The organism is Dactylosporangium sp. CA-233914 (assembly GCF_050942935.1).
Classification (GTDB): Bacteria; Actinomycetota; Actinomycetes; order Mycobacteriales; family Micromonosporaceae; genus Dactylosporangium.
Genome location: NZ_CP192030.1, coordinates 12,500,515 through 12,521,602 on the forward strand (window position 1 = coordinate 12,500,515; position 21,088 = coordinate 12,521,602).

Consider the following 21,088-nt stretch of genomic DNA (forward strand, 5'->3'; position numbering starts at 1 on the left):
GGTCTCCTATGCGAGGAAGCTCTTGAGCTCGAAGACGAGTTTCTTGATGTGCCCGGAGAGCACCGGCGCGCCCATGTCCTTGAAGCGCTGCCGGAACCAGGGGTTGACGCTCTGCTGGCCGCCGCTGCTGACGGAGCCGACCGGGATGAACTTGACGCCGGAGCGGTGCATCGCCTGCATCGAGTCGAACAGCACCTGCTGCTGCGACTCGTAGAAGTCGGAGATCCACACCACCACGGTGTTGCGCGGGTCGGACACCTTCGGCTGGGCCAGCGCCATCGCGACGGTGCCGTCCGTGCCGCCGCCGAGCCGGGTGCGCAGCAGGACCTCGAACGGGTCGGCGACCCACGGGGTGAGGTCGAGCGCGCGGGTGTCGTAGGCGACGAGGTGCACGTCGACCTTGGGCAGCCCGGCGAAGATCGAGGCTAGAATGGTGCAGTTGACCATCGCGTTGACCATCGAGCCGGACTGGTCGACGACCACGATGAGCCGCGCCGGGGTGGTGCGCTTCGCGGTCTGCTTGTAGAAGAGCTTGTCGACGTAGAGCCGCTCGTCCTCGGGGCTCCAGTTGGTGAGGTTCTTCCAGATGGTGCGCTCGACGTCGAGGTTGCGATAGACCCGCTTGGGCGGCACCGACCGGTCGATCTCGCCGACGCTGGTCTGCTGCACCTGCGTGCGCAGGACCGCGGCGACCTCGTCGACGAAGCGCCGGATGAGCGCCTTCGCGTTGGCCAGGGCGACACCGGAGAGGTTGTTCTTGTCCCGCAGCAGCTGCTCGATGAGCGACATGCTCGGCGTGAGCTGTTTGGCCAGCGCCGGGTTGGCAAGCACCTCCCGCAGGTGCATGCGCTTGACGAGGTCGCCCTCGATGCCGCCGAGCACGCCCGCCAGGCCGCCGGCGTTGGGGCGCCCGCGCAGCTCACCGGGGTCCATGCCGAGCGCCTTCTCGAACCAGCCGGCGTCGGCCTGCCAGTTGGCCAGCTGGGTGGCGCTGACGCTGCCGGAGCCGGTGTGGAAGACGTTGATGAGCAGCTTCGACACCAGCGCCGCCCGCCGCACCTCCAGCCCCGCGCCGGTCTCGTCCGCCCCGGGGGCCATCAGCCCCTCGAACTCGGCGGCCAGCTCCGGGTGGCGCTGGACGAGGTTGTCGACGGTGACGCCGGGGTCGAGCAGCGCCGGCGGCAGCCCGATGTCGTCGACGATCGCGACGCTCGCGGACTCCAGGGTCAGCTGCTCGTCGGCCTCGAAGACCCGGCCGAGCATCCGCCAGTAGAGCACCTGGCGACGGTTCTCCTCGGCGGTCGTCATTTGCGCAGCAACCTTCCGGCCCGCTCGCGCAGCACCTCGACCGCCTCGCCGGCCGACTTGGCCAGCTTCGCGTCGGACGGCCCGAGCGCCCAGTCGCCGGTGTGCACCCCGACCGGTTTCTTCTTCACCGTCGCCAGCACCCCGAGCGGCTGCACCGTCCAGGCGCCGTCGTCCCAGCGCAGCAGCCCGATGCAGGCGGTGGCGCCCTTGAGCACCTCCGGCGTCAGCGGTCCGCAGGCGGGCAGCCGGGTCGCGTCGATCGCGACCGCCGCCAGGTCCTCGACGAGCACCGGCTCGGCGATGCGGGCCGGGTGGCGCTCCAGCGGCGGCGTCGCCGGGGCGAGCGCGGGGCCGAGGTGGACGCGGGCGGTGGTGAACGGGTCGGCCGCATCGCCGGGCTTGGCCTGCGCGTCGCGCCAGATCAGGTCGCCGCCGGCCAGCAGCGGCATGTCGGTGAGCTCGAGCACGCGGTGCTCGGCGAGCGCGGTCAGCAGCATCGGGTGCCCGGCCAGCAGCCGCCAGATCGCGGGGCCGACGATCGTGTCGACCTTCGCCGCGGAGATGCTCGCCCGGACCAGCCGGGTGCCGGCGCCGGCGGTCTCCAGCACGCCGTGGACCTGGACCTGCACGGCGGTGGGGTGCTCGTGGACGTCGGCGCCGAGCAGGAACAGCCGCCCGGTGACCGGCTCGGCCTGCCCGGCCCGCTGCGCCCGGCCACCGTCGCGGGCCAGCAGCAGCGCGCGGCTCCACAGGTCGGCCCAGCGGCGCACCGGCACGTGCGCCATCGTCGCGATCGGGCTGCCGGCCCGCAGCTCCGCCGCGAGCCCGTCGAGCAGCACCGCGAGGCGGCGCAGCTCCGGGTCGGCGAGTGAGGCCTCGATCGCCTGCCCGGCGGCCGAGACGAGGTCGTTGTCGACGCCCCGCCAGCCGGTGATGGCGAGCTCCCGCAGCCACGACCGGGCACCGGCGAGCAGGTGCCCGGCGCTCGCGGCCGGCCCGGGCTCGCCGTGCCAGTCGGCACGGGTGCGGCCCAGCGCCGCGTCGGCCTGCGCGAGGAGGGCGTCGTGGACGGCGCCGAAGAGCGCGATCCGGGCGGCGGCGAGGGCGAAGAGGTGCTCGTCGGCGATGGAGCCGGCGGCGATCTTGTCGACGGCCTCGGCGACCGGCTCGCTCAGCGGGCTGCCTGCGAACGCCCCGGCCAGCGCGGTCAGCGCCGCAGCCCGGTCCTCGTCGATGCGGGCGAACCCGTGCAGCAGCCCCTCGTCGACGGCGGCGGCGAGCTCCAGCGCCGCGCCGACCCCGGCGTCGGTCTCGGCGCCCGCGAACAGTGTGGACAGCATCAGCGCTCTCCCGCCGCGACGGACGGGAACCAGTGCAGCTCCGGGATCGGCTCGTCGCTGCCCGGCAGCTCCAGATAGGCCAGGTGGCGCAGGAACCCGCTGAACACCGTCGCGGCCGGCGACGGCTCGTGGTGCGCCTTCAGCCCCCGCACCAGCGGGGTCTGCTCGTCGGCCTCGATGCGCAGGTAACGCGCGACGCGATCCCGCCCGTATTGCAGCTCGGCCTCGTCGAGCAGCGCCACCAGGTGCTTGCAGGGATAGTTGCCGCGCAGCCCGCCGCAGGGCCGGTTGTTGTTGGTGCTGCAGCTGAGCCCGTGGCTGCCCGCGCCGATCGAGGAGACGTAGACCCGCTCGATGTCCGATCCGCTCGACACCACGCCCTGCAAGCGTCCGTCGGCGAGCTCGACGAACGGCACCTTGGCCAGCCTGCGGGGCTGTACGGGCGCTATGACGACCGCCGTCGAGCGCGTTTCAACGCTCAAGACCATCAACCTCCAGCATTCGGATGATCCGTGACGCCAGAAGTTGTACCGCATGGGTACGACAAAAAATCTCAGGCAAGCGTGACTGCCGTCCGCAGGCAGGTCGGGACGTCTTCGGCATGGTACGGCCATTCGGATGGCTCGATATTGTGGACGAACCCGGCGTACACGACGGCGCTCAGCAGCGGGGCGACCGGCCGCAGCAGGCGCACGGCCTCGACCGGGTCGCTGCCCGGCGCCGCCTCCCGCCACCGGCCCGCCCAGTGCTCGACCAGGGCGTCGGCCTCGTCCGGGGCGAGCCCCTCGCAGACGGCCAGGATGTCGAACGCCGGATTGCCGAGGAACGCATCGCCCCAGTCCAGCACGGCCGGGGGTACCGTCGCGGAGAAACGGACGTTGCCCGGGTGGAAGTCGCCATGGACGAGCGTGTCCGGCAGCCGGCACGCGGCGACCGCGGCCAGCCGCTCCGGCAGGCCATGCACCACCGCGTCGAGCCCGAAGATCTCGCCGAGCCACGGCTCCGCCGCCACGACGATCTCCTCCCGCAGCCACGCGCCGCGCCGGTCCCGCACCCCGAGCCCGGCCAGGTGCTCCACGTCGGCGAGCGCCCGGACCTGCACCCCGTGCAGCAGATCCACCATCGCGTGGCGCGCCGCGGCGGGCGCCCCGAAGCCGTCCTCGCCGGGCAGGTGCCCGAGCAGCTGCCGGCCGGTCCCGTCGGCCGCGAGCAGCGGGGGCGCGGCCCCGGGCGCCACCGCGCCGAGCCACGCGAGCAGGTCGCTCTCCGCGCGCAGGAACGGCGGCAGATGCTTGAGCCACAGCGGACTGCCGGCGGCCCCGTCCAGCCGCCACAGCGCCGCGAGGTTCCAGGTCTTGCGCTGCAAGATTTCTTCGGGTGTACCGAACCCGAGCCGCGAAATCGCCCCAAGACCCCAGGCGATCGTCTCGGCCGGCCCGCCCACCTCCGCGAACGGCGCCCGCCGCGGGTGCGGCACCGGCCGGAACGACGTCGATTGCAGCCCGGCCGGCGGCTCCCCGTCGAGCTGCGCGAGGTAGGTCACCGCACCCCCGTGCGGGCGCGGCCGATCGGCGTGCAGCAGCCGCAGCACGGTGACCTCGGCCCCGTGCAGCTGCCGCGCCCCGTTGACGACCACGTCGACCTCGGGCCAGTACGGCACCGCGACCTCGAACGGCGGCAGCTCCCCGAGCACCACCCCGGCCGAGTCGACGAGGACTAGCGTTACCTTCCGCACGTCTTCCATTACATCGCGCTGCCATGGGCGGCGACGAGCCGCCAGCCTCGGGTAGGGTCGTGGTGCCAGGTGCGGGTGTACCGCATCCGCCAGGCGAACCGCTCACCCCCGAACGTGCCCTCCAGGGTGCCCAGGAACCAGGTCACGCCGAGGTCACCGGTGACGAGGAGCTCGACCACCTCCTCGTCGACCCTCGTCATGACCTGATACCCCGTGCGGTGGACGTGCAGGTCGTCCTGCTTGCGGTAGAGCTTGCCGTCCGGCCCGGTGAAGATCAGGCGCTCGTCGATGAGCTCGTCGAGGGCGCCGACGTCGCTCGCGAGCTGCGCGGCCTGTAGGCGCCGCTCGGCCGCGAGCAACGCGGCTTCGGCCTCGGTCCGGACACTGTCGGGCGTGGTCACAACGGCCTCCTCGGCACGATCGGCGGTGGGCGGCCGGACCGGTGAAGATCACGGCCACCTCCACGGCGGCTGCGGTCGAACAACGGCCCGGGCTTCCACAGCGGCTGCGGCCGCCCTGAAGACCACGGGCTCACCCCCCGGGCGGCTACGGCTGCTCCGAAGACCACGACCGGGCCCGGAGCACTCAGAAGACCACGGACCCGGCCCGGAGCAGTTCACCAGGAGACCACGAACCGGGCCCAGAGCACTCCCGAACACCACAGACCGAGTCCGGAGCACTCCCGAACACCACAGACCGGGCCAGAGCACTCCCGAGGACCACGGACCCGGCCCAGAGCACTCACCCAGAAGACCATGGGACCCGGCCCCCAGAGCGGCTACGGTCACTCAGAACACCACGGAATCGCCCCAAGGGCAGCTGCGGCTACTCCGAAAACCACGGACCCGGCCGCAGAGCGGCCGTTGTCGCTGGGGAGGTCGCACGCCAGGCTTCCCGCGAGGCGATGAGCCCCTCGGGTGAGGGGCCCATCGCCGCCGCGCGGAGCGTCAGAGAGAGCGGGCCAGCCGGTCGGCCAGCAGGCGGGTGAAGCGGGACGGGTCCGACAGCTCGCCGCCCTCGGCCAGCAGGGCCATGCCGTAGAGCAGCTCGGCGGTCTCACCCAGGGCGGGTGAGACGGCGTCGGCCGCGTGGGCGTCGCGCAGGCCCTTGACCAGCGCATGCTCCGGGTTCAGCTCCAGGATCCGCTTGGTGTGCGGCATTTCCTGGCCCATCGCACGGTACATCTTCTCCAGCGTCGGCGTGATGTCGTGCTCGTCGCCCACGATGCACGCGGCCGAGGTCGTCAAGCGGGTCGACAGGCGGACCTCCTTCACGTCGCCCTCCAGGCGGGTGCCCAGCCACGACAGCAGCTCGTCGAAGCCCTCCGGCTTGTCGGCCGCCTCGGAGCCGAGGTCGACCTGGCCCTTCGCCACGGACTGCAGGGAGCGGCCGTCGTACTCCGTGACCTGCTCCGCCCAGACCTCGTCCACGGGGTCGGTGAGGATGAGGACCTCGTAGCCCTTGGCGAGAAACGCCTCCAGGTGCGGCGAGTTCTCCACCATCGCCCGGGTCTCGCCGGTCATGTAGTAGATGTCCTTCTGGCCCTCCGGCATGCGCTCGACATAGGCGCGCAGCGAAGTCGGCTCGTCCGCGGAGTGCGTCGAGGGAAGGCGGAGCAGATCGAGCAGGGCCTCACGGTTCTCGGTGTCGTCGAGCAGGCCCTCCTTCAAGGCACGGCCGAACTCGGTCCAGAACGTCGTGTAACGCTCGGCGGGCATCTCCTTGAGCGTGGCGAGGACCTTTTTCACCAGGCGCCGCTGCACGGCCTTGATCTGGCGATCCTGCTGCAGGATCTCCCGGGAGATGTTGAGCGAGAGGTCGTGGGCGTCGACGACACCCTTGACGAATCGCAGGTATCGCGGGGTGAGCGCCTCGCAGTCGTCCATGATGAACACGCGCTTGACGTAAAGCTGCACGCCGCGGTGCCCGTCGCGCATGAAGAGGTCGAACGGCGCGCGGGCCGGAATGAAGAGCAGGGCCTCGTACTCGAAGGTGCCCTCGCCCTTCATGTGAACGGTCTCGAGCGGGTCGGTCCAGTCGTGGCTGACGTGCTTGTAGAACTCGTTGTACTCCTCGGCGGCGACCTCGCTGCGCGGGCGGGCCCACAGCGCCTTCATCGAGTTCAGCGGCGCGTCGGAGTCGTCGCCGGAAAGCCGGATGGGCCAGGCGATGAAGTCCGAGTACTTCTTGACGATCTCCCGGACCTTCCATTCCGCCGAGTAGTCGAACAGCTTGTCCTCGCTGTCCTCCGGCTTCAGGTGCAGCGTGACCGCGGTGCCCTGCGGTGCCTCGTCGAGGGACTCGATCTCATACGTCCCCTCGCCCGCCGACTCCCATCGCGTGCCCTGGCTCTGCCCGGCCCGGCGGCTCACCAGCGTCACCTTGTCGGCGACCATGAACGTCGAGTAGAAGCCGACCCCGAACTGGCCGATGAGCTCGGCCCGCTCCTGCTGCTCGGGCGATTCGCGCAGCTGCTTGAGCAGCTCCGCGGTGCCGGACTTGGCGATGGTGCCGATCAGCGAGACCACGTCGTCGTGCGACATGCCGATGCCGTTGTCCCGCACGGTCAGCGTGCGTTGTTCCTTGTCGATTTCGAGCTGGATGTGCAGGTCGCTCGTGTCGACCTCCAGCTCCTTGTTCACAAGCGATTCCAGGCGCAGCTTGTCCAGCGCATCAGAGGCATTGGAGATCAGCTCGCGCAGGAAGATGTCCTTGTTCGAGTAGATCGAATGGACCATCAACTGCAGCAGCTGCCTGGTCTCGGCCTGGAACTCCAGCGTCTCGCTCACTCCGGCTCCTTCTCGACGACAACGGCCGCCGAAAAGAATACTGGCAGTGTCGCGGCGAACCCCGCCAGCAGCACCTCCACCGCGAAGGTGAACCGCGCGGCGTCGTCCGTGCCGGCGCCCGAGCGCAGGGACTGCAGCAGCAGCGGGTAGCGCGCCTCGTCGAGCTCGGCGAGGCCGGCCGGGGGCTCCGGGCCGATGCCGACCTCCGCGGCGGTGTGGCCGAGGACGAACAGCGTGAGCGTGTTGAGGATGTCCAGCGCGGTGCCGAGCGCGAAGCCGCCGCCCGTCAGCGCGCGCAGGCCCGCCTCGACGGCGTCCAGCGTGGCGGGGGTGGTCGCCGGGCGGACGGCCGCGGGCAGGATGCCGGGGTGGCGCAGCAGCGCCGCGCGCAGGTCGTGGGCGTAGCGGCGCAGGTGCTCGCGCCAGTCGGGGCCCGGCTCGGCGGGGTGGGCGGCGGTGAACAGGCGCTCCACCATGCCGTCGATCAGGGCTTCCTTGCTGGGCACGTAGTGGTACACCGTCATCGCCTCGACGCCGAGCTCGGCGCCCAGCGCGCGCATGGTCAGCGCGGGCAGGCCGGCCCGGTCGACCAGGGCCAGGGCGGCGTCGAGGACCTGCTCGCGGGTCAGGCCGGCGCGCTCGCCGCGCTTCCTTGGCACGGTCCGATCCTCCCGGGGGTTGCGTTGTCTTACGACGTAAGTCTACAGTGAGCGCATCAAATTTACGTTGTAAGAATCGAGGACGGGCGGATGGACGCGAACAAGCAGGTCGTGGTCGACTTCTTCGACGCCGTGACGGAGCGCCGCTACGAGGACTGGGGCAAGTACATGGCGGCCGACGTCATCGACCACAACAAGGTGATCTTCGGCGAGGAGGACCGGCCGGGCGCGGCGTTCGACGGGTTCCGTCAGCAGCTGGAGGCGTTCGGCGAGGGCGGGATGTATCCGCAGCAGGTCATCGCCGAGGGCGACACTGTGGTCGCGCGGCTGCTGGTGAGGGGCACGCACACGGGCTTCCACCCGCGGATGCCGGAGCCGACGGGCCGCTCGTGCGAGGTGGAGCAGATCTGGATCATGACCCTGCGGGACGGCAGGATCACGCAGATCCGGGCGGTCAGCGACCGCCTGGGCATGTTTTTGCAGCTGGGGTGGGACTGGCCCACCATCGCGTAGACGGGAGGCTAGCGGCCCTGGTGGCCGGCGACCGTGCCGATGGCGATGCTCAGCGCGATGAACGCCAGCACGCCGAAGACCGCCTGCCAGGCGCGCCGGTGGCCGAAGTTGATCGTCCAGCCCAGGCCGAGCCGTTTGGGCACGAAGAGGTTCGGGTCGTCGGGGTTGGCGTAGATGAAGCCATACCAGCCGCGCTCGTCGTCGCGGCCGCGCCGGCCCTGCGTGCGGGCGCTGATCGGCGCGCCGCGGCGGTTGATCGGGATGACGACGACGGCCAGTGCGCAGATCGCGACGATCAACGCGATCGCGAGCAACTGGGCGAGCACCGGATGGGTCATCATTCGAGCATCCCACTCCCGGACAAGATGGTCGAGCGGCGCGACAACAGGTAGTCCCGCTCCGCCTCGTTCCCGGCCAGCTCGGCGGCGGTGGCGTAGGCGGCGCGGGCCTCGGCCAGGCGACCCGCGCGGCGCAGGAGGTCGGCCCGGACCGCGTGCAGCACGTGGTACCGCGGCAGCGAAACCCCCTCGACCAGCCGCAGCCCGGCGTCGGGCCCGTCCACCTCGGCCACGGCGACGGCGCGGTTGAGCTCGACGACGGGCGAGGGCGCGAGCGCCATCAGCTGGTCGTACAGCTGGACGATCTGCGGCCAGTCGGTCGCCTCTGCGCTCGGCGCGTCGGTGTGGACCGCGTTGATCGCCGCCTGGATCTGGTACGGCCCGGGCCGGCCCCGCCGCAGGCACTCCCGCACCAGCCGGTGCCCCTCGGCGATGGCGGCCCGGTCCCACCTCGAGCGGTCCTGCGACGGCAGCGGGACCAGGGCCCCGGCGGCGTCGACGCGGGCCGGGCGCCGGGCCGCGGACAGGATCATGAGCGCGAGCAGCCCGGCGACCTCCGGTTCGTCCGGCATCAGCCCGCGCAGCATCCGCCCGAGCCGCAGCGCCTCGACGCACAGGTCGTCGCGCACGAGGTCGCCGCCGGAGCTGGCCGCGTAGCCCTCGTTGAAGATCAGGTACACCACGGCGAGGACCGCGGCCAGCCGGTCGGGCAGGTCCTCGTCCCGCGGCACCCGGTAGGGGATGCCCGCGTCGCGGATCTTGTTCTTGGCCCGCACGATCCGCTGGGCCAGGGTCGGCTCCGGCACCAGCAGCGCCCGGGCGATCTCGGGGGTGCCGAGACCGCCGAGCAGCCGCAGGGTGAGCGCCACCTGCGCGTGCCGGGCCAGGGCCGGGTGGCAGCAGGTGAAGATGAGGCGGAGGCGGTCGTCGGGCGGCTCCGGGGGCGCGTTGTGGATCAAATCGGCCTCGGCGTGCTTCTCGGCGCGCTTGGCCTCGCGCCGCAGCCGGTCGATCGCGTGGTTGCGCGCGGTCGTGATGATCCACCCGGCCGGGCTCGGCGGCACCCCGTCGTCCGGCCAGCGCTGAAGCGCGGCCGCGAAGGCCTCCTGGACCGCCTCCTCGACGAGGTCGATGTCGCCGAAGCTGCGCATCAGCACGGAGACCGCGCGGCCGTACTCCTCCCGGAAGACCTTCTCGATCACTTCAAAACTCGATCATTTGAATGGGCGCACCTCGACCGGCAGCCCGGTCGCCTCCACCGTGCGCCGCCCCCACTCCAGGGCCTCGTCGAGGTCCTCGCAGCGGATGATCATGAACCCGCCGAGGTACTCCTTGCCCTCGATGTACGGCCCGTCGGTGACCAGCACCTCGTCGCCGTTGGCCCGCAGGGTGGTGGCCGTCCCCGGCGGGTGCAGGCCGCCGTTGAACACCCAGACCCCGGCCTCCTGGGCGGCCCGGTCGAGCTCGGCCACCCGGGCCATGATCCGCGCCATCTCCTCCGGCCCGGGCATGGCGCCCTCGCTGGGCTCGACGACGCTGAGCAGGTACTGCTTCATGATCTCCTCCTTCGCGAAGCTCCTACCTGCCACACGATCGGGGCGGGCCCGATTTCGACATCAGTGCGCGCTGGATTTCGCCCACAGGTTGATGCCCGACTCGGTGGCGTGCTTGTCGATCTCGGCGAGTTCCTCGGCCGAGAACTCGATGTTGCCGAGCGCCGCCACGTTGTCCTCCAGCTGCTCGACGCTGGACACGCCGATCAGGGTCGAGGTCACCCGCGGGTCGCGCAGCGTCCAGGCCAGGGCCAGCTGGGCGAGGCTCTGCCCGCGGCGGGCCGCGATGTCGTTCAGGGCCCGGATCTTGCCGAGGTTCTCCTCGGTCAGCCACTCGGACGACAGCGAGCTGTTCTCGCTGGCCCGCGACCCCTCCGGCACGCCCCGCAGGTAACGATCGGTGAGCATCCCCTGCGCCAGCGGTGAGAAGGCGATGCAGCCCATGCCCTCGCGGTCGAGCACGTCGAGCAGGCCGTCCTCGATCCAGCGGTTGAGCATCGAGTAGGACGGCTGGTGGATGAGCGCCGGGGTGCCGAGGTCGCGCAGGATCGCCGCCGCCTCCGCGGTCTTCGCCGGCGAGTAGGAGGAGACGCCGACGTACAGCGCCTTGCCGGCCCGTACTGCCGTGTCCAGCGCCCCCATGGTCTCTTCCAGCGGCGTCTCGGGGTCGAAGCGGTGGGAGTAGAAGATGTCGACGTAGTCCAGGCCCATCCGCTTCAGGCTCTGGTCCAGGCTCGCGGTCAGGTACTTGCGCGAGCCCCATTCGCCGTAGGGGCCCGGCCACATGTCATAGCCGGCCTTCGTGGAGATGACGAGCTCGTCGCGGTACGGCCGGAAGTCCGTGGCCATGATCCGCCCGAAGTTCTCCTCGGCCGAGCCGTAGGGCGGCCCATAGTTGTTGGCCAGGTCGAAGTGGGTGATGCCGAGGTCGAACGCGCGCCGGACGAGCGCGCGGTGCCCGTCCAGCGGCCGGCCGTGGCCGAAGTTGTGCCACAGCCCGAGCGAGACGGCCGGCAGCTTCAGGCCGCTGCGCCCGGTCCGTCGATACGGCATCTGCTCATAACGCGAGGCGCCTGCGGTGTACGTCACCACCCCACACTAAGACCCGGGCGAGGCGCTATCCGATCGTGCGCACGACGTTGCCGCCCGGATCACGGATCTGCGAGCGCACGATCTCCACCACCAGCGGCTCGGCCCCGGGCGCGGCCCGGACCCCGGCCACCGGCACCAGGACCTGGATCAGGCCGTCGAGGGCCTCACCGGTAAGCACGACGTCGAGCAGCTCCTCGTCGGGGCGCACCGAGAAGCTGCCCGAGGAGAACTCGGCGCTGCTGTGCGGCCCGTCCAGGCGCAGCGGGCGGCCGAACGGCAGGCGGCCCAGCAGCGTCTCGGCGACCCGCGGGGCCACGTGCGCGCCGAGCACCAGGCGGATCAGGTCGCCGTCGGGGCGCCAGCCGAACTCGGCGAGGGCGAGGGTGGCGGTGGACGAGCCGTCGATCCGGCGCCCCTCGGTGACCTCCTCGGCCACCTCCGGATCGTCGGTCACCGAGGCCCGGCCGAGGTCGGTGACGAGCAGCGGGAGCCGCTGGGCGAGCAGCTGCAGGAAGTCGCGGACGCTCCACGCCTGGGTCGCCGCGTACTCATCCGCCGTGATCCCCACGACCTGCAGGAACTGCACCGAGCCGTTGGGCGTGTCGACGGTGCCGAGCTGCGTGTCCTCGGTGAACACGACCGCCCGGATGAGGGTGTCCCGCTCCAGGGCGATCGGGCCGTTGAGGTCCATGTGATGGTTGGGCTCGAACCAGTTGCCGGTCTGGACGACGTATCGGGCCAGGTTCTGCAGGAAGTTCGCGGCCCAGGCCGGCGGGTCGGTCTCGTCCGGCTCGCGGCGGATGCGGAAGGTGAACTCGAAGCCCCAGCCGGACTCGTCCGGGTTGTCGGAGCGCTTGTCGTAGAGCTCGCTCATGCCGTACGACACGGCGTGCCAGTGCGGGACCGGCTCCAGCCGGGGGAGGAAGCCGACGCCCTCCAGCGGGTCGGGGCCGTCGAACGCGAGATGGTGCGGCTCGACGCCGGGGTAGAGCCGCGCGAGCTCCGCGTCGATGGCGTCCCAGCCGGCCGTTTCGGAGGTCATGCGGTGATTAAACCCGCTCGATGGATTTCCGGCACGCCCCCGGGAGCCCGCGCCGGCGGTCAAATGCCCAGTCGCGCGGCCACCGCGGCGGCGGCCGGGTGGCCGGAGCGCTCGAAGATGGCGTGGGCGCGGCGCCACATGCCGACGGCCGGGGCACCGTCCAGCGCGTCGCCCAGGCGGGTCGCGGTTTCGGCCTCGTCGAGCTGGGCGCCGAGCTCAGCGTAGCGCTCCAGCGCCGCGCGGAGGTGTCGCAGCGAGCGCTCGCGGTCGCCGAGGGCCGCGTGGACCCGGCCCAGATGGGCCTCGGCGGCGGCGATCTCGTTCGGGTCGTCGAGGCCGGTGCGCAGCCGCAGCGCCTCCTCGCCGTGTGCGGTCGCCTCCGCGGCGCGGCCGGCCAGGGCGTAGTGCCAGGCGGCCGCGGCGTGGGCGGCGGCCTGGCCGTGCGGGTCGGCGGCGCGGCGGAACAGGGCCAGGGCCAGCTCGTCGTGGACGATCGCCTCGGCGATGCGGGCCATCGACTCCAGCCGCGCCGCCAGGTCGACGCGGCAGCGGGCCGCGGCGCCCGGGTCGCCCTGGCTCAGGAAGCAGTCGGCAGCCTCGCGCAGGCGGCGCAGGGCGGCATCGTGCTGACCCGTGCGCAGGTACGCGGCCGACTGCGCGCGTAACGCCCGGGCCAGCAGCGCCGGGTCGCCCAGCCGTTCGGCGGCGCGGATCGCGGTCTCCTGGGCGGCGATACGCTCGTCCCAGCGGCCGGCCACGTCGAGGTGGGCGTCGACGGCGTCGGCGATGCGCCAGGCGTCGCGGTATCGCCCGCGGCGCATCGCCAGCGCGAGCATCGGCAAGCCGGCATCCCCCGCGGCGGTCGGCCCGGCGTGGTGGGCGACGAGCCGGTCCTGCATCTCGCCCCGCTCCGCGTCCGGAGTGCGGCCGGCGGCGTCCTCGCGCAGCAGGGCGTGCATCGCGTATCGCCCGGGCCTCGGCTGCGCGATCAGCTGCGCCCGCAGCAGCTCGGCCAGCGCGCCGGGCGCATCGGACGCTGCGATGAGCACGGACGCGTCGGCGGAGCCGAGGTCCGCACCGGGGTGAGCGCCGAAGCCGTGGAACAGCCGCCGTGCGGCGGGCGAGAGCGACCCGTACGCCCAGGAGAACGCGGTGTCGCGGGCGAGCGCGTCCGCCACCGGGCCGAGCATCAGCGCGGGCTCCAGCGCGACCCGCGCGCAGACAACGGCCAGCGCCATCGGCAACCGCCCGCAGGCGGTGATGATGCGGTCCACGGCAGCCGGCTCGGCCGCGACCCGCTCGGCCCCGATCCGGGCCGCGAGAACGGCCCGGGCCTCGGTGCGGTCGACAGCGTCGAGCACCACCGAGGCCACGCCGTCCACTTCGGACAGTTTGGCGAGCCCGCCCCGCCCGGTGACGACGGCGACGCTGTCGCCCGTGGCGGGCAGCAACGGCCGGACCTGAGCCGCGTCGGACGCGTCGTCGAGCACGAACAACACCCCGCGGCGAGCGGTGAGCGCGCGGTACAGCCCGGTGCGCGCCGCGATCCCCAGCGGCAGATCCGCGGGCGCCACCCCCAGCGCGGCCAGCAGCACCCGCAGCGCCTCGGCCACGGACAGTGGCCCGGCCGGATCGGAGCCGCGCAGATCGAGCAACACCGCCCCGCCGGGGAAGCGATCGGCGACGCGATGTCCATAGTGGACGGCGAGGGCGGTCTTCCCCACGCCCGCGGACCCGCTCAGGACGACGGCCCGGGCCCCGGGCAGCAGCCGGTCGAGCCGCGCGATCGCCCCGGCCCGCCCGGCGAACCCGGCGGGCGGCGCGGGGAGGCCCGGCGGCGCGGCCGAGGGCGGAAGCTCCCGCCGCCGCCCGTCGAGGGTGGCGATGCGCGAGCGGGCCGAGGCGAAGGCCCCGCACTCGGCCGGGCTGGCCCCGAGCAGGCGAAGCAGCGCCTCGAGCCGCTCCTCGGGCGGCAGTGCCCGCCCGTCGAAGTAGGCGCCGATGACCGCGTGCGGCCAGCCGGTGCGCTCGGCGAGCTCGCCGAAGGTCAACGGGGACGAGCGGACCCGCCGCGCCTGCCTTCGCCGCAGGTCACGCAGGAGCCCGGAGAGCTCGTCCAGGGTGGAGACACCCGATGGATCTACCACCCTCGGAAGCCTGCCACAGACCATCAAGCCCGCGCCCCGAAACCGGGGCGCGGGGTTCGACGGTGGATCAGGAGCAGATCGCCTTGAGGTCCTTGCTGGCGGCGTCGATGTCCTCCGCCAGCTTTTCCATGTCGCCGACCGAGTTGATCTTCGACAGGTTGTCCGGCGTGCCGAACAGCGCGATGCCGTCGGCGGCCTTGTCCAGGGCCGACTGCAGCTTCGGGTCGGCGGCCTCGGCCTTGAGGTCGCGCAGCTGCTTGGCCAGCGCGTCGGCGAGTTCCTTCGCCTTGGCCACGGCCTTGGTCTCGTTCGCCTTGTTCTTCTGCTCCTTCGCCACGATCATGATGCCGATCTGCTCGCCGATCGGCTTCGCCGCGTCCTCGGTGACGATCTTCTCGGCCTTGCCGCAGACCTCCTTGGTGTTGGCCTTGATGTCGACCGTCGGGCTCGGCGACGAGGTGGGGCTCGACCCGGCCGAGGCGGAGGTGTCACTGTCCGTGGAATCGCCGCAGGCGGCGGACGTGCTTACCAGGGCGGCAAGGATCGCCACGGTCAGAAGCCGTCGCATGTTGGGGGTTCTCCTCAATATCTATGGGATGCGTCGCGCTCGGCGTGTGCCCACCGGCTGTTCCGGGACCGGCGAGCGAGCGGACGCCGGATCGTAACAGCCGACGGCGTCCGCACACTGTCCTACATGCGCTCCGGCGCGTCGATTCCGAGCAGGTCGAGACCGGTACGCAGGGTACGCGCGGCCAGGCCGCACAGCGCCAGGCGACTCGTGCGCACCGGCTCCGGCGCGCGCAGCACCGAGCACTTCTCCCAGAACACGCTGAACGCCGTCGCGACCGCGACCAGGTGCGCGGTGAGGCGGTGGAACTCCAGCGTCTCGCCGGCGTTCGCCACGACGCCGGGGAAGGCGAGCAGCTCGACGGCGAGGGCATGTTCGGCCGGATGGCCGATGAGGAACGGACCGTCCGGACGGCCACCCTCGCGGAGCACGGAGGCCGTCCGCACGTGGGCGTACTGCACGTACGGCGCCGTGTCCCCGGTGAGCGCCAGCATCCGTTCGGGGTCGAACGTGTAGTCCTTCATCCGGTCGCCGGCCAGGTCGGCGTACTTCAACGCCCCGATGCCGAGCTCCGGCGAGCGCGCTTGGGCCTCGTCGAGCAGCCCGGTGAGCCTGATCGCACCGCCGACCCGGGAGCGCAGCATCTTACCGTCGGTGCCGAGCACCGAACCGAACGCGATGTGCTCGGCCCGCACCGGCGGCCGGAGCCAGCCGGCGGCCCGGGCGACGGCGAACACCATCGCGAGGTGCTGCCGCTGCGGCGCGCCGACGACGTACAGCAGCCGAGGTGGTTCTGCCGGACGACCCGGTGCCCGAGGAACTCCAGCACCCGCACGGCCGCATCGCCGATGACGGTCGAGCGCAGGTGCCCGACGTGCATCTCCTTGGCGGCGTTCGGACCCGAATAGTCGACGACGACGGTCTCGGGCTCCACAGTGGACACCCCCAGCCGGGCATCGGCGGCGGACGCGGCGAGCCACCGGTCGAGCGCGGTGTCGGCGAGCCTGAGATTGATGAAGCCCGGCCCGGCGATGTCCACAGTGGAGCACAGGTCGCCGAGGTCCGCGGCATCGGCGACGGCCGGTCTCGAACGCGGCCGCGAGCCTGTCCCGCAGCACCTTGCCGATGGGACGGGGACGACGACGAGGGCCGAGTGAAGATCAGCCCCAGTTCTGCGGGGCGGGCGTCTTCGTCGCCGCGTTGATCCGGTTGAAGAAGTTCGTCGTGGCGATCCACAGCACGATCGCGGCCAGCTCCGCCTCGCTGAAGTGCTTGGCGGCCTCGTCCCAGATCTCGTCCGGCACCGCGTCGGCCCGGTCGGCGAGGCGGGTCGCGGCCTCCGAGAGGGCCAGGGCGGCGCGCTCCGCGTCGGTGAAGTACGGCGTCTCGCGCCACACCGCGACCGTGAACAGCCGCTCGTCGGTCTCCCCGGCCTTGCGCATGGCCTTGGCGCCCGAGTCCACGCAGGGGCTGCAGCCGTTGATCTGGCTGGCCCGCAGGTGGACGAGCTCCAGCGTGCTCTGCGGCACGCCGGCCGAGTGCGCGGCCTTGTACAGCAGGTTGATCGCCTTGGCCGCGTCCGGCAGCAGCCCGGCGGGGTTGTTGATACGAGCCTGCATTGTTCTCGTCTCCTGTCACATCGGGGCGGTTTGGTTCGTCGCTGGTATGACGCCCCGCTCCGGGGGAATGTGACGAATGTGGCGCAGGCCACAATTAGGGCAAGGGGGATCGTGGTGAGCGACGAGGCACTGGCCCGGCAGTTCGAGGCGCTGCGGCCGCGACTGCGGGCGGTGGCGCACCGCATGCTGGGCTCGGTCAGCGAGGCGGACGACGCCGTCCAGGAGGCGTGGCTGCGCCTGAACCGCACGGACGCGGGCGCGGTCGACAACCTCGGCGCGTGGCTGACCACGGTGGTGGGCCGGATCTGCCTGGACATGCTGCGTGCCCGCACGAACCGCCGCGAGGAGCCGCTCGAGGACGTACCGGCGGAGCGCTCCGACCCCGAACAGCAGACGCTGCTGGCCGACTCGGTGGGCCTGGCCCTGCTCGTGGTGCTGGAGACGCTGACGCCCGCCGAGCGGCTGGCGTTCGTGCTGCACGACATGTTCGCCGTGTCCTTCGACGACATCGCGGTCGTCGTCGGCCGCAGCCCGGCCGCCGCCCGCCAGCTCGCCAGCCGCGCCCGCCGCCGCGTCCAGAACGGCCCGGCCGACCTGGAGCCCGACATCCACCGGCAGCGCGAGATCGTCGCCGCGTTCCTGAGCGCCTCGCGCGGCGGGGACATGGCGGGGCTGCTCACCCTGCTGGACCCGGACGTCGTCCTGCGCGCCGACGAGACCGCGGACCGCCTGAGCCGGGTGGGCGAAACCCGCGGCGCCCAGGTGGTCGCGGAGTTCTTCTCGGGCCGCGCCCAGGCCGCCCGCCTCGCCGACATCGACGGCGCCCCCGGCGCCGTGGTCGAGGCCCCCGTCGGCCGTCTGCTGCTCAGCTTCACCGTGGTCGCGGGTCGCATCGCCGCCATCGACGTCACCGGCGGCCCGCAGGCGCTGGCCGAGATGGAGGTCACGCTGCTCTGAGGCCGCCGCCGAGGTCCGCGCCTTAAGCCTCGGGCTTGCGGCCCCAGGCGGAGACCATCGGGGAGGTGGCCACGTCGAGGCCGCCCGCGTCCAGGTTGGCCAGGTGCTCGTCGATCTCGGCGGCACTGGCCAGCCCGGCGTCCACCAGCCGGTCCCGGATCTGCAGCACGGTCGCCCGCTCCAGCCGGGCGCCGGCCGGGCCGGCCACGGGGAAGTACGCGGATGCGCCGACGTCGACCAGCCCGGCCGAGCGCAGTAGCCGGGGCAGCGTCCGGCCGTAGGCCAGATCCACTCCGCGCTCGGCCATCAGGGTGCGGAAGTCGTGCTTGAGCTTGTTGGCCAGGCGCTGCGGCGGCCCGGACTCGTCGGGGCAGGCCAGCGGCTGCAGGGCCGGGTCGGCCTCCTCCAGCAGCAGCCGGCCACCGGGGCGCAGCGACGACACCATCGCCGCCAGGGCCTCGGCGCGCCGCGGCACGTGGACCAGCAGCAGCCGGGCGTGGACCAGGTCGAAGCCGGTGCCGGGCGGCTCCTCGGCGCCGATGTCGTGGCAGAGGACCTCGAACCCGGCGTCCGCCGGCAGCCAGCGCACGTCCAGGTCGGTGGCGACCACGTGCCCCTCGGGCCCCACGCGTTCCGCGAGCCAGGACGGCACCGTCGACCCGCCCGCCCCCGCCTCCCAGCACCGGGAGCCCGGCCCCACGCCGAGCGCGGCCAGGTGGCGGAAGGTGGACGGGTCGAACAGCTCGGCCAGGGCACCGAAGCGGTCGCCGGCCTCGGCCTGGGCGTTGTCGAGGAGGTACCCGCTCATGCCCCCAAGCTACGCCGGCACCGTCACCGGCAGGCCGTGCTCGGACAGCTCCACCGTCGTGGTCCAGTCCCCCTGGTCGAGGCGCCCCTTCAGAGGTCCTCGCCGGCCGCCCGGGCCGCCGGTGAGCAGCACCGCGGTGGCGAGCAGGGCGTTGCCGCGCTCGGCCACCAGCGCGTCGAGGCCCTCGAAGTCACGTTTCCATGGCACGGGTTCTCCCCTCGTCGCGGTCAAGGACGACAGCCGCGATGGAAAGGTTGAGCCCGGTTCTACACCTTGTACGCCGCGACGGTGCTCCGCAGCTCGGCGGCCATCCGGGCCAGCTCGGCGGCGGTCGCCTGGGTCTGCGTGGCGCTGCTGGAGACGGTCGCGGCGCTGCCGGCCACGTGCGTGATCGTGCCGGCGATGCCGGAGGAGCCGTCGGCCGCCTGGGTCACCCGGCGTGCGATCTCGGCGGTCACCGCGGTCTGCTGCTCCACGGCCGAGGCGATCGTGGCCGCGTAGTCGTTGATCGTGCCGATCACCGCCGCGATCTCCCCGATCGCCGACACCGTCCCCCCGGTCTCGGACTGAATCGCCGCTACCTGAGCCGAGATCCGCTCCGTCGCCTCCGCCGTCTGCCGCGCCAGCTCCTTCACCTCACCCGCCACGATCGCGAACCCCTTGCCCGCCTCACCGGCCCGCGCCGCCTCGATCGTCGCGTTCAACGCCAGCAGATTCGTCTGCTCCGCGATCTGCGTGATCAGCGCCACCACCGTCGTGATCTGTGCCGACGCCTCACCCAGCCGCGAAACACCCGCACTGGTCGCCTCCGCCGTCCGCGTCGCCGACTGCGCCACACCCGCCGCCTCGGCCGCGTTCCCCGCGATCTCCCGGATCGCCTGCGTCATCTCGTCGGTGGCGGCGGCGACGGCCTGCACGTGGTGGGAGACGCCGTCGGCGCCGGTCGACACGTCGCCGACCTGGGCCGTGGTCCCCTCGGCGGCCCTGGCGAGCTGTTCGGAGACCGACGACAGCTCCCCGGAGGCGCTCGAGACCTGGTCGGAGGCCTGCCCGATCCGGCGCACCATGCCCGCCACCGACTCCGCGGTGCTGTTCAGCGTCGTGGCCACCTGCCCGATCTCGTCCCGATGCCGCACCGGCACCCGCGCGGTCAGGTCCCCCGCCCCGAGCCGGCCCAGCGCGCCGACACAGTCCCGCAGCGGCCGCGTGATCGTCCGGCTGATCGCCAGGGCGGCCGCGATGCCGAGGACGAAGCTGACGGTCAGCATGATCGCGATGGCCCGGCGGGTGCCCTTGTACAGCGACTCCGCGGTCGTATCCTCTGCGGTCGAGCGGCGTACGGTCTCGTTCTCCAGTGCCGTGAGCGCGCGGCGGATGTCGTCGACGGAGCCGGCCGCGGCGGTACGGGCGGAGTCGGCGGTGGCGAGATCCGCGGCGGGCAGGATCGAGTTCGCGACGGCGGTGACGTACTGCTGCCAGACCGAGCCGAACGCGTCCAGCGCCCGGGTCTGCACCGCGTCGAGCCCCAGCGTCCGGCAGTCGGCGACCGCGGCCGTGATCTGCTGCTCCAGCGCGGTGATGGTCTTGGCCGCCGTGCCCCGCGCGGCCGCGTCGGTGGCCAGCATGTGGTCGTCGACCGCGACGAGCGCCTGGCCGACGAGGTCGCGCAGCGCGCCGGTCGCCTGCAGCTGGCGGTTGTACCCGGCCATCGAGCCGACCTGGTCGTTGATGGAGCCCAGGCTGAGCAGCCCGACGAGTCCGTCGCCGAGGCTGAACAGCGCCACGATGAGCACGGCGAGCAGGATCTTCGTGCCGACGCCGCGGTCCGCGACGATCCCGGACCACCGCATCTGGCACGGCCCTTCCTGAGACTCGCATAAGGGGCTCTTACGACATTACGGCCGAACCGGCCCCTCATGCGGCGTCGTGCGTTTTTTGGCCTCCACAACCATGGTGTCCGATGCGCGGTTGTAACCTCGATCGCTATTGGGTCACCCCCGGGTCGCCCAGCGCGCGGCCGGGTCGCGCATCGCGGCCACGAGCGCACAGGTCGCGGCGACCGCGATGCCTGACCAGCGCAGGTGAGCGGGCGTCCACTCCCGGCCGAGACCGACCAGCATCGGGGCCTGTGGAATCGACGCGGCCAGCAGCAGCGACGCCAGAAGCACGGGCGTGGTGATGATGCCGGGCTGGTCGAATCCCTGGCGACGGGCCCACGCGGCCACGGCCCACATCACGGTGACCGTGGCGGCCAGCTCGGTCGTGAGACCGAGGCCGAGGCTCCACCGATCGCCCGCCGGAGCCGAGGGGAGATAGACCGCGAGCACCGCCGCCCACACCGGCACGACGACGGCCACGGCACAAGCGATCCGCAGCCACAGCCGGCGCGCCAGGCCGTACGGGCTGGCCTGCAGCGTGATCGCGGCGCTGTCGTCGAGCGCGTAGCCGCTGCCCAGGGCCAGCAGCAGACCCAGGACGCGCAGGTCGCCGATGGCGTCGTGCGTGTCGCCGAGGCGGGCCACCAGGTACGCGGCGACGGCGGCGGCACTCGTTGCGAACGGGGCCAGGCGCAGGCTGCGTACCAGGTGGCCGCTGCGGACCAGTTCCCGTGCCACGGACG

Annotated in this window: 21 protein-coding genes and 1 pseudogene; 2 read left to right on the forward strand and 20 right to left on the reverse strand. The window is 72.4% G+C overall.

What is annotated here, in order from left to right; genetic code table 11:
- Positions 1 to 6: 6 nt before the first annotated feature.
- The 7 genes from ACQPY0_RS55940 to ACQPY0_RS55970 all read right to left on the reverse strand — a co-directional run bounded on the left by ACQPY0_RS55940 (position 7) and on the right by ACQPY0_RS55970 (position 7,831).
- Positions 7 to 1,308, reverse strand: coding sequence for a VWA domain-containing protein (locus ACQPY0_RS55940; RefSeq protein ID WP_432981091.1), 1,302 nt, complete (start codon positions 1,306 to 1,308; stop codon positions 7 to 9).
- Entirely contained in the window at positions 1,305 to 2,648 is a 1,344-nt protein-coding gene (locus ACQPY0_RS55945) for a hypothetical protein (RefSeq protein WP_432981094.1), read from the reverse strand. The genes ACQPY0_RS55940 and ACQPY0_RS55945 overlap by 4 nt, the downstream gene beginning before the upstream one ends.
- Positions 2,648 to 3,136 (reverse strand): hypothetical protein, encoded by a 489-nt coding sequence (locus tag ACQPY0_RS55950; protein ID WP_432981097.1) that lies wholly within the window; start codon positions 3,134 to 3,136, stop codon positions 2,648 to 2,650. Before ACQPY0_RS55950 ends, ACQPY0_RS55945 begins: the two co-directional genes overlap by 1 nt.
- A gap of 65 nt (positions 3,137 to 3,201) precedes the next feature.
- Entirely contained in the window at positions 3,202 to 4,392 is a 1,191-nt protein-coding gene (locus ACQPY0_RS55955; protein ID WP_432981100.1) for an aminoglycoside phosphotransferase family protein, read from the reverse strand.
- Entirely contained in the window at positions 4,392 to 4,784 is a 393-nt protein-coding gene (locus ACQPY0_RS55960; RefSeq protein ID WP_432981103.1) for a nuclear transport factor 2 family protein, read from the reverse strand. The genes ACQPY0_RS55955 and ACQPY0_RS55960 overlap by 1 nt, the downstream gene beginning before the upstream one ends.
- A 546-nt stretch (positions 4,785 to 5,330) precedes the next feature.
- A complete protein-coding gene (gene htpG, locus ACQPY0_RS55965; protein WP_432995839.1) occupies positions 5,331 to 7,121 on the reverse strand; it encodes a molecular chaperone HtpG in 1,791 nt (596 codons plus the stop codon).
- A gap of 47 nt (positions 7,122 to 7,168) precedes the next feature.
- Entirely contained in the window at positions 7,169 to 7,831 is a 663-nt protein-coding gene (locus ACQPY0_RS55970) for a TetR/AcrR family transcriptional regulator C-terminal domain-containing protein (protein WP_432981106.1), read from the reverse strand.
- 90 nt (positions 7,832 to 7,921) lie between these two features.
- Between ACQPY0_RS55970 and ACQPY0_RS55975 the strand changes: the two genes are divergently transcribed.
- Positions 7,922 to 8,344 (forward strand): ester cyclase, encoded by a 423-nt coding sequence (locus ACQPY0_RS55975; protein ID WP_432981109.1) that lies wholly within the window; start codon positions 7,922 to 7,924, stop codon positions 8,342 to 8,344.
- An 8-nt stretch (positions 8,345 to 8,352) separates the two neighbouring features.
- Here the strand turns inward: ACQPY0_RS55975 and ACQPY0_RS55980 are convergent, their stop codons facing one another.
- The 9 genes and pseudogenes from ACQPY0_RS55980 to ACQPY0_RS56020 form a co-directional block, all read right to left on the reverse strand.
- Positions 8,353 to 8,685 carry a DUF5808 domain-containing protein gene (locus ACQPY0_RS55980; protein ID WP_432981112.1) on the reverse strand — a complete coding sequence of 111 codons (333 nt, stop codon included), beginning with the start codon at positions 8,683 to 8,685 and terminating at the stop codon, positions 8,353 to 8,355.
- A complete protein-coding gene (locus tag ACQPY0_RS55985; RefSeq protein ID WP_432995841.1) occupies positions 8,682 to 9,833 on the reverse strand; it encodes an RNA polymerase sigma factor in 1,152 nt (383 codons plus the stop codon). Before ACQPY0_RS55985 ends, ACQPY0_RS55980 begins: the two co-directional genes overlap by 4 nt.
- A gap of 63 nt (positions 9,834 to 9,896) precedes the next feature.
- Positions 9,897 to 10,238 carry a YciI family protein gene (locus ACQPY0_RS55990; RefSeq protein ID WP_432981115.1) on the reverse strand — a complete coding sequence of 114 codons (342 nt, stop codon included), beginning with the start codon at positions 10,236 to 10,238 and terminating at the stop codon, positions 9,897 to 9,899.
- Positions 10,239 to 10,298: 60 nt separating this feature from the next.
- Entirely contained in the window at positions 10,299 to 11,288 is a 990-nt protein-coding gene (gene mgrA, locus ACQPY0_RS55995) for an L-glyceraldehyde 3-phosphate reductase (protein ID WP_432995843.1), read from the reverse strand.
- A gap of 64 nt (positions 11,289 to 11,352) precedes the next feature.
- A complete protein-coding gene (locus ACQPY0_RS56000; RefSeq protein WP_432981118.1) occupies positions 11,353 to 12,369 on the reverse strand; it encodes a suppressor of fused domain protein in 1,017 nt (338 codons plus the stop codon).
- A gap of 59 nt (positions 12,370 to 12,428) precedes the next feature.
- The gene (locus ACQPY0_RS56005; protein ID WP_432981121.1) at positions 12,429 to 14,516 is read right to left on the reverse strand and encodes a hypothetical protein; all 2,088 of its coding nucleotides are present in this window, start codon (positions 14,514 to 14,516) and stop codon (positions 12,429 to 12,431) included.
- Positions 14,517 to 14,583: 67 nt separating this feature from the next.
- A complete protein-coding gene (locus tag ACQPY0_RS56010) occupies positions 14,584 to 15,084 on the reverse strand; it encodes a hypothetical protein (RefSeq protein WP_432981124.1) in 501 nt (166 codons plus the stop codon).
- 122 nt (positions 15,085 to 15,206) lie between these two features.
- A pseudogene (argS, locus tag ACQPY0_RS56015) lies at positions 15,207 to 16,189 on the reverse strand (arginine--tRNA ligase); the annotation flags it as partial.
- A 55-nt stretch (positions 16,190 to 16,244) separates the two neighbouring features.
- On the reverse strand, positions 16,245 to 16,703 hold the full coding sequence (locus tag ACQPY0_RS56020) for a carboxymuconolactone decarboxylase family protein (RefSeq protein WP_432981127.1): 459 nt from the start codon (positions 16,701 to 16,703) through the stop codon (positions 16,245 to 16,247).
- Positions 16,704 to 16,817: 114 nt separating this feature from the next.
- Between ACQPY0_RS56020 and ACQPY0_RS56025 the strand changes: the two genes are divergently transcribed.
- Positions 16,818 to 17,660 (forward strand): sigma-70 family RNA polymerase sigma factor, encoded by an 843-nt coding sequence (locus ACQPY0_RS56025; RefSeq protein ID WP_432981130.1) that lies wholly within the window; start codon positions 16,818 to 16,820, stop codon positions 17,658 to 17,660.
- Positions 17,661 to 17,682: 22 nt separating this feature from the next.
- Here the strand turns inward: ACQPY0_RS56025 and ACQPY0_RS56030 are convergent, their stop codons facing one another.
- From ACQPY0_RS56030 to ACQPY0_RS56045, 4 genes are all read right to left on the reverse strand, one after another.
- Positions 17,683 to 18,468, reverse strand: coding sequence for a class I SAM-dependent methyltransferase (locus ACQPY0_RS56030; protein WP_432981133.1), 786 nt, complete (start codon positions 18,466 to 18,468; stop codon positions 17,683 to 17,685).
- Positions 18,469 to 18,477: 9 nt separating this feature from the next.
- Positions 18,478 to 18,675 carry a hypothetical protein gene (locus tag ACQPY0_RS56035; RefSeq protein ID WP_432981136.1) on the reverse strand — a complete coding sequence of 66 codons (198 nt, stop codon included), beginning with the start codon at positions 18,673 to 18,675 and terminating at the stop codon, positions 18,478 to 18,480.
- Positions 18,676 to 18,734: 59 nt separating this feature from the next.
- Positions 18,735 to 20,318, reverse strand: coding sequence for a methyl-accepting chemotaxis protein (locus tag ACQPY0_RS56040; protein ID WP_432981139.1), 1,584 nt, complete (start codon positions 20,316 to 20,318; stop codon positions 18,735 to 18,737).
- A 141-nt stretch (positions 20,319 to 20,459) separates the two neighbouring features.
- Complete coding sequence (locus ACQPY0_RS56045) at positions 20,460 to 21,083, reverse strand: hypothetical protein (protein ID WP_432981142.1); 624 nt, start codon at positions 21,081 to 21,083, stop codon at positions 20,460 to 20,462.
- Between the last annotated feature and the right edge of the window lie 5 nt (positions 21,084 to 21,088).

Bases quoted from the DNA above. Each gene is read 5' to 3' on its own strand.
- ACQPY0_RS56040 (WP_432981139.1), bottom strand. From the start codon at position 20,318: ATGCGGTGGTCCGGGATCGTCGCGGACCGCGGCGTCGGCACGAAGATC.
- ACQPY0_RS55950 (WP_432981097.1), bottom strand. From the start codon at position 3,136: ATGGTCTTGAGCGTTGAAACGCGCTCGACGGCGGTCGTCATAGCGCCC.
- ACQPY0_RS56000 (WP_432981118.1), bottom strand. From the start codon at position 12,369: ATGACCTCCGAAACGGCCGGCTGGGACGCCATCGACGCGGAGCTCGCG.
- ACQPY0_RS55980 (WP_432981112.1), bottom strand. From the start codon at position 8,685: ATGATGACCCATCCGGTGCTCGCCCAGTTGCTCGCGATCGCGTTGATC.
- ACQPY0_RS56030 (WP_432981133.1), bottom strand. From the start codon at position 18,468: ATGAGCGGGTACCTCCTCGACAACGCCCAGGCCGAGGCCGGCGACCGC.
- ACQPY0_RS56010 (WP_432981124.1), bottom strand. From the start codon at position 15,084: ATGCGACGGCTTCTGACCGTGGCGATCCTTGCCGCCCTGGTAAGCACG.
- ACQPY0_RS55975 (WP_432981109.1), top strand. From the start codon at position 7,922: ATGGACGCGAACAAGCAGGTCGTGGTCGACTTCTTCGACGCCGTGACG.
- mgrA (WP_432995843.1), bottom strand. From the start codon at position 11,288: ATGCCGTATCGACGGACCGGGCGCAGCGGCCTGAAGCTGCCGGCCGTC.
- ACQPY0_RS55955 (WP_432981100.1), bottom strand. From the start codon at position 4,392: ATGGAAGACGTGCGGAAGGTAACGCTAGTCCTCGTCGACTCGGCCGGG.
- ACQPY0_RS55990 (WP_432981115.1), bottom strand. From the start codon at position 10,238: ATGAAGCAGTACCTGCTCAGCGTCGTCGAGCCCAGCGAGGGCGCCATG.
- htpG (WP_432995839.1), bottom strand. From the start codon at position 7,121: ATGGTCCATTCGATCTACTCGAACAAGGACATCTTCCTGCGCGAGCTG.
- ACQPY0_RS55945 (WP_432981094.1), bottom strand. From the start codon at position 2,648: ATGCTGTCCACACTGTTCGCGGGCGCCGAGACCGACGCCGGGGTCGGC.
- ACQPY0_RS55940 (WP_432981091.1), bottom strand. From the start codon at position 1,308: ATGACGACCGCCGAGGAGAACCGTCGCCAGGTGCTCTACTGGCGGATG.
- ACQPY0_RS56020 (WP_432981127.1), bottom strand. From the start codon at position 16,703: ATGCAGGCTCGTATCAACAACCCCGCCGGGCTGCTGCCGGACGCGGCC.
- ACQPY0_RS55985 (WP_432995841.1), bottom strand. From the start codon at position 9,833: ATGCGCAGCTTCGGCGACATCGACCTCGTCGAGGAGGCGGTCCAGGAG.